General features: G+C 64.7%; 7 protein-coding genes and 1 pseudogene. 1 reads left to right on the top strand and 7 read right to left on the bottom strand.

Features of this window, described 5'->3' with window-relative positions; all coding sequences use genetic code 11:
* Positions 1-296: 296 nt before the first annotated feature.
* From pcaF to EN879_RS14885, 3 genes are read right to left on the bottom strand one after another with little or no spacing between them, the layout of a single operon-like run.
* Entirely contained in the window at positions 297-1502 is a 1206-nt protein-coding gene (pcaF, locus tag EN879_RS14895; RefSeq protein ID WP_013528954.1) for a 3-oxoadipyl-CoA thiolase, read from the bottom strand.
* 1 nt (position 1503) lies between these two features.
* Positions 1504-2304: a CoA-transferase subunit beta gene (locus EN879_RS14890; protein ID WP_063169490.1), complete on the bottom strand. Its 801-nt coding sequence runs from the start codon at positions 2302-2304 to the stop codon at positions 1504-1506.
* Entirely contained in the window at positions 2301-3158 is an 858-nt protein-coding gene (locus EN879_RS14885) for a CoA transferase subunit A (RefSeq protein ID WP_063169491.1), read from the bottom strand. The genes EN879_RS14890 and EN879_RS14885 overlap by 4 nt, the downstream gene beginning before the upstream one ends.
* Positions 3159-3279: 121 nt before the next feature.
* Between EN879_RS14885 and EN879_RS14880 the strand changes: the two genes are divergently transcribed.
* A complete protein-coding gene (locus tag EN879_RS14880; RefSeq protein WP_027163027.1) occupies positions 3280-4050 on the top strand; it encodes an IclR family transcriptional regulator C-terminal domain-containing protein in 771 nt (256 codons plus the stop codon).
* 241 nt (positions 4051-4291) lie between these two features.
* Here the strand turns inward: EN879_RS14880 and EN879_RS14870 are convergent, their stop codons facing one another.
* The 4 genes and pseudogenes from EN879_RS14870 to EN879_RS14855 form a co-directional block, all read right to left on the bottom strand.
* The gene (locus tag EN879_RS14870; protein WP_063169492.1) at positions 4292-5593 is read right to left on the bottom strand and encodes an FAD-binding oxidoreductase; all 1302 of its coding nucleotides are present in this window, start codon (positions 5591-5593) and stop codon (positions 4292-4294) included.
* Between the two features lie 2 nt (positions 5594-5595).
* Positions 5596-6975 carry a glutamine synthetase family protein gene (locus tag EN879_RS14865; protein WP_063169493.1) on the bottom strand — a complete coding sequence of 460 codons (1380 nt, stop codon included), beginning with the start codon at positions 6973-6975 and terminating at the stop codon, positions 5596-5598.
* Positions 6976-6981: 6 nt separating this feature from the next.
* Positions 6982-8265 carry a glycosyltransferase gene (locus EN879_RS14860; protein ID WP_013528948.1) on the bottom strand — a complete coding sequence of 428 codons (1284 nt, stop codon included), beginning with the start codon at positions 8263-8265 and terminating at the stop codon, positions 6982-6984.
* Between the two features lie 10 nt (positions 8266-8275).
* Positions 8276-8501: pseudogene (locus EN879_RS14855) on the bottom strand (GntR family transcriptional regulator); the annotation flags it as partial.

Genomic DNA, 8501 nt, shown 5'->3' with positions numbered 1-8501 from the left:
GGCGAAGATCGCCGCCACCTTCAGTTTCTTGTCCTTGCCGAAGGCAGCGCCCGGCAGCATTGCCGCAGCCAGGCCAAGCGCGCCCAACTCCAGCACATTGCGTCGCGAAAGCCCTTCGCGTGCGGATTGAAATCTGTTCTTTCGGTTTTCCATTGTATTCCCCTCTGTTCGACAGCCGTGTCGAGCCGGCTGTTCTAAAAATCAGACGAGGAACTATGGAACGGGTCCGGACTTTTGTCCACGTGGTCAAATTTAACCGCACCGGATTCTCGAAGTTAGCCGGAGAGACTTGCCGATCAGACCCGTTCCAGCGCGATCGCGATGCCCTGGCCGACGCCGATGCACATGGTGGCAAGCGCATACCGGCCGCCGCGCTCGCGAAGCTCCAGCGCCGCCGTGCCGGATATGCGGGCGCCCGACATGCCCAAGGGATGGCCGAGCGCGATGGCGCCGCCATTCGGGTTGACGTGTTCGGCGTCCTCGGCAATGCCGAGCTGGCGCAGCACGGCGATGCCTTGCGAGGCAAAGGCTTCGTTGAGCTCGATGACGTCGAACTGTTTTGGTGTCAGGCCAAGCCGCGCGCAGAGTTTTTGCGTCGCCGGCACCGGGCCGATGCCCATGATGCGCGGCGCCACGCCGGCGGCAGCCCCGCCGAGGATGCGGGCGATCGGCGTCAGCCCATACTTTTTCACCGCCGCCTCGGAGGCAACGATCAGTGCCGCCGCGCCGTCATTGACGCCGGAAGCATTGCCGGCCGTCACCGTGCCGCCCTGCCGGAACGGCGTCGGCAGCTTGGCCAGCGCCTCGACCGTTGAGCCCGCGCGGGGGTGTTCATCCTTGCTGACAATGAGCGCATCGCCCTTGCGCTGCAGGATGGTCACTGGGGTGATCTCCTTCGCCAATCTTCCATTGGCTTGTGCGGCGACGGCCTTGTTCTGGCTGCGCACTGCGAAGGCGTCCTGGTCGGCCCGCGACACCGAAAAATCCTCGGCGACGTTCTCGCCGGTTTCCGGCATGGAATCGACGCCATACTGCTTCTTCATCAGCGGGTTGACGAAGCGCCAGCCGATGGTGGTGTCGTAAATCTCGGCATTGCGCGAGAACGCCGTGTCGGCCTTGGGCATGACGAAGGGTGCCCGGCTCATCGATTCGACGCCGCCCGCGATCATCAGCTCCGCCTCGCCGGCCTTGATGGCTCGGGCGGCAATGGTCAGCGCATCCATGCCGGAGCCGCACAGGCGATTGACGGTCGAGCCCGGGACCTCCTTTGGCAGCCCGGCCAGCAGCAGCGCCATGCGCGCTACGTTGCGATTGTCCTCGCCGGCCTGGTTGGCGCAGCCATAGACGACATCGTCGATCGCCTGCCAGTCGATGCCCGGATTGCGCTCGGCCAGCGCCCTCAGCGGGATGGCGCCTAGATCGTCCGATCGTACCGAAGACAGCGAACCGCCGAAGCGGCCGATCGGCGTGCGGATGTAGTCGCAGATATAGGCCTCGGCCATGTCATGCAGCCTTTGCTTTTCCGGTTCCCTCATGCGCCGCCTTGGTGCGGGCCTGCAGGTCGCGCAATGTCTTCAATTCGAGTTCGCTTGGCGCCGGTGTTTCGTCAAGCGCCTCCGCGAACTTTACCACCCAGCCACAGCTCTCCTGCACCTGCTGGCGGGTGACGCCCGGATGCAACGACACGACGGTGAATTCCTTGGTCACCGGATCCGGCTTCCAGATGGCGAGATCGGTGATCAGCAAGGTCGGACCTGATGTGTCGATGCCAAGCCGCTTGCGATGGTCGCCGCCCTCGCCATGGCCGAAGGAGGTGAAGAAGTCGATCTTCTCGACCATGCCGCGCTTGGTCTGCGCCATTGTGATGTAGATCTGCTTCGACGAGGTCGCGATCTCCGGCGCGCCGCCGCCGCCGGGCAGCCTGGTCTTGGGATGGAAATAGTCGCCGATGACCGTGGTGTTGATGTTGCCGAACTTGTCGATCTGCGCCGCCCCCAAAAAACCGATCGAGATGCGGCCGCCCTGCAGCCAGTAGCGGAACATCTCCGGCACCGCGACGGTGGTGACGGCGGTCTCGCACAATTCGCCATCGCCGATCGACAGCGGCAGCACGTCGGGCGCGGTGCCGATCGTGCCGCTCTCGTAGATCAGCGTGATGTCAGGCGCATGCGTTAGCCGCGCCACATTGCAGGCCGCGGACGGTGCGCCGATGCCGACGAAGCAGACATCGTCATTCCTGAGCGCCCTGCTGGCGGCGATCGTCATCATCTCGTTGGGGGTGAAACCCAATGGATTGTCGCTCATGCCGCTTTCCTCAAATGCTCGACCCGGGCCGCGAAATCGCCGGCGCTCTTCTCGATGACATTGGCCTGCATCCACGCCTGGAATTTGTCACGGTCGGCGGCGATCTCGTCCCATTCGAGATAGGCGGCATTGTCACGCGCATAATAGCCATGTGCGTAGGACGGGTGCGAGCCGCCTGGCACGACGGATATCGCCGCGATCGTCCAGCGCGGCAGCACGGTCAGATTGGGGTGCAGATCGTCGAAATTATCGACCACTTCCTCCACCGTCACCACCGCTCGCTTGGCCGCCAGCACCGCTTCCTTCTGGATGCCGATGATGCCTTCGACCAGCACATTGCCTTGTCTGTCGGCCTTCTGCGCATGGATGAAGGTGACGTCAGGCCTGATCGAAGGAACAGCCGCCAGCACCTCGCCGGTGAACGGACAGGTGACAGACTTGATGTTCGGATTGACCGCCGCGAGGCCAGCACCGCGATAGCCGCGAAACACCGCGCAGGGCAGACCGGCCGCGCCCGCCTCATAGGCATTGGCCATGCCGGCATGGCTGTGCTCCTCGATCTCGATCGATCTGGGGAAACCGTTCTCGATGGCGTCGCGGGCGCGCCGCAGCAGGCCGACGCCGGGATTGCCGACATAGGAGAAGACGATTTTCTTCGCCATGCCCATACCGATCATCTGGTCGTAGATCAGGTCCGGCGTCATGCGGACCAGGGTCAGGTCGCGAAAACCCTGACGGATCGCCTCATGCGCCGCCGCCGTCGGGATCAGATGGGTGAAACCCTCGAAGGCGACCGTGTCATCATCGTTCAAATTCTCCGCAACAGCCTGTTTGAGCGGCAGGAACTTGACCATCGCATCGGCTCCGGGTTCAAAAAGTTCGCATTGCGAACATATGTTTTATATGCGATACTTTCTACGCTGGGGGAGGGCGAGGAGTCAATCCTGGCGTCGATGCCGTTCCCGCGGAGTTGAGATGGACGAAGAAGCCGCTTCCCGTGATCATGTCGGCTCGCTCGAGCGCGGCCTTGCCGTCATGGAGATCCTGGCTCGGCATCCCTCGGGCATGACGCTGACCGAAATGGCCGAGGAAGCGGGCCTGACCCGCGCCGGCGCCCGCCGCTTTCTGCTGACGCTCACCGCCACCGGCTATGCAACGCAAGCCGGCCGCGTGTTCTCGCTGTCGCCACGCTTGCTGACGATCGCCCGCACCTGGCTCGGCGGCGCCTCGCTCTGGGCCTTCGCCGCACCCATCATGCGCGCGGTCGCCGCACAGCTGAACGAGGCCTGTTCGGCGGCGATCCTGTCGGGTGCCGATGTCGTCTATGTCGCCCGTATTCCCGGCCGCCGCATCCTCAGCGTGTCGCTCGATGTCGGCACCAGGCTGCCGGCCTATTGCACCTCGATGGGACGCATCCTGCTTGCCGGTCTGACGCCTCAGGAATTGGACGCATTCCTCGGCCAGGCGACGATCGAGAGACGGACGCCGAAGACGATCACCGACAGGTGTTTGTTAGCCAACGCCATCGGCAAGGCGAAAGCGGACGGCTTTGCCATCGTCGACGAGGAACTGGAACTCGGCCTGCGCTCGATCGCCGTGCCGATCCGCGACCGCGCAGAACGCACGGTCGCGGCCATCAACGTCTCGACGCAATCGGCGCGGTTCTCCGTCGCGGAGATGGAGCGGGAGATTCTGCCGGCGCTGCTGGAGGCCAGGCAGCGGATTGAAGATTTTTTTGTGGTTTAAGAGGCCTTCTCCAACAACCTTCACCGTCGGCGGGACAGCGCCCCCCTCTGCCCTGCCGGGCATCTCCCCCTCTTGGGGGGAGATCGGACGTCACGCCGGCTTTCGCCAATCTCCAACGACGCAGGAATGGGCGAAGCCACCAATCTGCCAATCTCCCCCCTTGAGGGGGAGATGTCCGGCAGGACTGAGGGGGGCGCGAAGGATCGCGGCGTTTTGCAATTCGCCGCCGCCCCGCCGACCCTCAATGCTTGATGCGATCCCGCATGGCATACCACAGCATGCCCAGCACATAGAGCGGACCGCGCAGCGCCGTGCCGCCGGGGAATGGCATCGGGGTGAGCGTCGAGAACAGATCGAGCCGCGAGGCGTCGCCGGCGATCGCCTCGGCCAGGAGCTTGCCCGACAGCGTCGACAGGATGACGCCCTTGCCGGAATAGCCATGCGCGAAATAGACCTCGCCATAGTGCCCGACATGCGGCAGCCTGGATGTCGTCACCGACACCAGCCCGCCCCAGGCGTGATCGATGCGGCAGCCCTGAAGTTGCGGGAAGGTGGCTTCCATATGCGGCCGCACGAAGCCGGCGATATCGGCCGGCGGTGACGGCGTGTAGCGCTCGCCGCCGCCGAACAGCAGCCGGCCGTCCGCCGACATCCGGTAATAGTTGACGACGAAGCGTGTGTCGGACACCGCGACATTGGCCGGGATGACATTGCGCTTGCCCTCCAGCGGCTCGGTGGCGACGATGTAGTTGCCAACCGGCATGATGCGGCTGTTGACGCGCGGCTCCAGCCCATCGAGCAGAGCGTCACCGGCCAGCACGACATGTTTTGCACGCACCGATCCCTTTGCCGTCGAGATCCGGATCGAAGGCTCACGCTCCAGCTTCACCGCCACCGAATTCTCATGGATGACGACGCCGGCAGCAATCGCCGCGCGGGCAAGGCCGAGCGTGTAGTTCAGCGGATGCATGTGGCCGCCGAGCGGCTCATACATCGCGCCATGATAGGGTGTGTCGACCTTGGCTCGGGCTTCCGCCGCCGACAGGATTTCGGCGTGCGGGAACTTCATCACCGTAGCCAGGCACTCGACCTCTTCCTCGAGATCCTTGAGGTCGGAACCGTTGACCGCGCCGACCAGATGGCCGGTCAGCCTGAGATCGCAATCGATGGCATGGCGCTCGATGATGTCGAGCACCAGCCCACGCGCCTCGAACGCAAGATCGAACAGCACCTTTGCCCGCTCCGGCCCGTAGAGCTTGACCAGGCCCTTGGCGCCCTTGCGCAGGCCGGGGATCATCTGGCCGCCATTGCGGCCCGACGCCCCCCAACCGATCTTGCCGCCTTCGAGCAGCACCACCTTCAACCCGCGCTCGGCGGCGTGAAGGGCGGCCGACAGGCCGGTGCAGCCGCCGCCGACGACAACCAGGTCGGTGTCGACGTCGCCGACCAGCGCCGGATGGTCCGGCGCCGGATTGGCGGTGGCGACATAATAGGATTTTGCGATATCGAGGCCCGAATTGAAGCCCGTTGAACTGGAAGCCATGATCACACCTTCAGCAGAAGGTGGTCGCGTTCCCAGCTCGTCACCACGCCCTGGAACAGGTCGAGCTCGACGCTCTTTACGCGCAGATAAGTCTGGAAGAAATCCTCGCCGAGCAGTTCCCGCACCGGGCCGCAAGCCTCGAAACGATCGAGCGCCTCCTCCATCGTCTTCGGCAGCGTGCTCTTGATCTTGTAGGCATTGCCCGACGCCTCGGGCGAGCGCGCCAGTTTCTGCTCGACGCCGAGATAGCCGGCAAGCAGCGAGCCGGCGATCGCCAGGTAAGGATTGGAATCCGCGCCCGGAAGCCGGTTCTCCACCCGCCGCGCGGCGCGGCCGCCGGCCGGCACGCGCAGGCCGCAGGAGCGGTTGTCATGCGACCATTCGATGTTGGCCGGCGCGCTGTGGTTCGGCCTGATGCGGCGGAACGAGTTCACGTTGGGCGCGAACAGCGGCATGATTTCGGGGACATATTTCTGCAGGCCGCCGATGAAGTGGCCAAACATTGCGGTGTCGGCATCGTCGCTGCCGGCAAACAAAGTCCTGCCGGCCTCGTCGATGACCGACATGTGCAGATGCATGGAGCTGCCGGCCTGTGCGGCGATCGGCTTGGCCATGAAGGTGGCGTGCATGCCGCTTTGCTGCGCGGCCTGGCGCGTCAGCCGCTTGAACAGCAGCACCTTGTCGGCCAGCGGCAGCGCATCGCCATGCAGGAAGTTGATCTCCAACTGCGCGGTTCCCGACTCATGGATCAGCGTGTCGAGCGGCAGGCCGGCCGCCGCCGCATAATCGTAAATGCGGCGGATCACCGGCTCGAACTCCTCGAGCCCGGCCATATCGTAGGGATGCTGCACGGTCTCGGCGCGGCCATTGGCGCCGACCGGGGCGGTCAGCGGACGGTCCGGATCCGGATTGGGCGCGGTGAGATAGAATTCCACCTCGGGCGCCACCACCGCCCGCCAGCCGCGCTTGGCGTAGAGGTCGAGCACGGCCCTGAGCACATGGCGCGGCGAGGCCATCCAGGGCCGGCCGTCCATATGGAAGGCATCGGCAAAGACATAGGCCTTGCCGGGAGCGGCACCCGGCGCCAGGCAGAGCGTCGATACATCAGGCACCATGCGCATGTCCGGATCCGAATAGGCAAAACCCTCGTCGATCGAGCCGGAATAGCGGCCGTCGATGCTGACCAGGAAAGCGCTGCTCGGCAGATAGAGCGCGCGGTCTTCAAGCGCCTGGAGGAATTTGGCCGTCGGCAAGGCCTTGCCGCGCAGGACGCCGTTCATGTCGGGCACCAGGCACTCGACTTCGTTGATGCCGTGCCGGGCCAGCCAGGCCTTGGCATCGTTGCCGCTGGAGAGCGAGATGTTCGTGTTGTTGTCAGGCATTTTCGTTCAAATCCGTATCAGAGAGAGTATGGCTTGCGCGGCCGCATCCGTTCCGGGTTTCAGCGCCATTTGGGCTGCATTGTCCTTGAGGCGGGCGCGCATGGCATCGTCGGCCAGCAGGCCGAGAATGGCTTTCTCCAACACTCCTTCGGTCCAGCCGTCACGGCCGATATGGTCGCCGGTGCCGGTCTCTTCGGCGCGTTGCGCGTTGTCGTGTCCATCCCAGCAATAGGGCATGATCAGCGACGGCACGCCGAAGCGCAGCGCTTCGCAAAAACTGTTGTTGCCGCCGTGATGGATGAACAGATCCGACTTCGCCACCACCGAGGGCTGCGGAAACCAGGCGTCGAGATAGACATTGTCCGGCACCGCGCGGTAAGCGTCGCGCAGGCCGCCGGCATTGACGATGAAGCGCGCCGGCAGCCTGTCGAACACCACCAGCATGCGCTCGATCAGGCCGACATCCATGGCACCCAGGCTGCCGAAGCTGACATAGACCAGCGGCCCGCCATTGCGCGGGAACACCGGCACCTCGAACGGCCCTTCAGAACGCACGCAGCCCTCGAGATAGACGAAGCGCGCGGGGTCGAGCGGCTCGGCACGCTCGCGGCGCACGATCGTCGGCGTCAGCAGCAGGTTGAGATCGGGCGACGTCTCGAGGAACTGACCCTTCGGCAGCGGCCCCAGTCCGGCATCCGCCCGGAAGCGGTTGAAGCGGTCATGCGCCGGCGCGCAAGCCGCCAGATACCTGGCCTCGAACGCCGCGCGTTGCGGGTCGTCCACGCCAAGCCCCGACAGATAGGGCGGCACATTGGCGTCCGGCAGCTCGGTCTCGGCGCAGGAGACGACGCGCACCCACGGACAGCCGGCGGCGGCGATCGCCGGGAACATGATGACATTGTCGAGCACCACGGCATCCGGCTTGAGCCGTGCCAGCAATTGGCGCAGCGGCGCCTCGGCATTGACCGCGGTGTCGACGATGGCCTGCCAGGTCGGAGCGACATAGGTCTCAAGCTGGTCGATCGGGCTCAGCCTGAAATGCGGCAGGTGCCGGCGCACGAAAGCCTGCCAGTAGCTCTGACGTTGGCTCTCGCTCAGCGGCTCGTCGGTTGGCAACTGGTATTCCTGGAAACCATAGTCGGCAAAGACGCCGGAGAAACCGGCATGGCAGATGAAGACGGGCCGGGCGCCTTTCGCACGCAGCGCCTGCGCGATGCCGACGCAATTCAACGCCGCGCCGAAGCTTGCTTCGGGAAACAGCGCGATGGTCGGGCTGGCTTTACGCGTCAATTAATCCTCGTCATTCCGGCCGGCTGATCGTGCCGAACAGCGCGGGAGCCCCGCGGCTGGCCGCTTGCGGTCGCTGGTTGCGGGAGAGCCGCAGATGAATGCGAAGCAGATCGGCAGCCACCTCATACTGCAGGCTTTCAAGATGGTCGAGTATGACAAGGTGTTCGCGCAGCGATTGCCGCAATCGGAAGACGTTGACGCCGGCATAGATGCCCGGCAGCCGGCGCAGCCTGAGG

The sequence above is a fragment of the Mesorhizobium sp. M7A.F.Ca.AU.002.02.1.1 genome (assembly GCF_003998535.1).
Classification (GTDB): domain Bacteria; phylum Pseudomonadota; class Alphaproteobacteria; order Rhizobiales; family Rhizobiaceae; genus Mesorhizobium; species Mesorhizobium ciceri.
This window is presented reverse-complemented; position numbering and strand designations above follow the sequence as displayed.

Coding starts and splice junctions, on each gene's coding strand:
- EN879_RS14890 (WP_063169490.1), bottom strand. CDS start 2,304: ATGAGCGACAATCCATTGGGTTTCACCCCCAACGAGATGATGACGATC.
- EN879_RS14865 (WP_063169493.1), bottom strand. CDS start 6,975: ATGCCTGACAACAACACGAACATCTCGCTCTCCAGCGGCAACGATGCC.
- pcaF (WP_013528954.1), bottom strand. CDS start 1,502: ATGGCCGAGGCCTATATCTGCGACTACATCCGCACGCCGATCGGCCGC.
- EN879_RS14870 (WP_063169492.1), bottom strand. CDS start 5,593: ATGGCTTCCAGTTCAACGGGCTTCAATTCGGGCCTCGATATCGCAAAA.
- EN879_RS14880 (WP_027163027.1), top strand. CDS start 3,280: ATGGACGAAGAAGCCGCTTCCCGTGATCATGTCGGCTCGCTCGAGCGC.
- EN879_RS14885 (WP_063169491.1), bottom strand. CDS start 3,158: ATGGTCAAGTTCCTGCCGCTCAAACAGGCTGTTGCGGAGAATTTGAAC.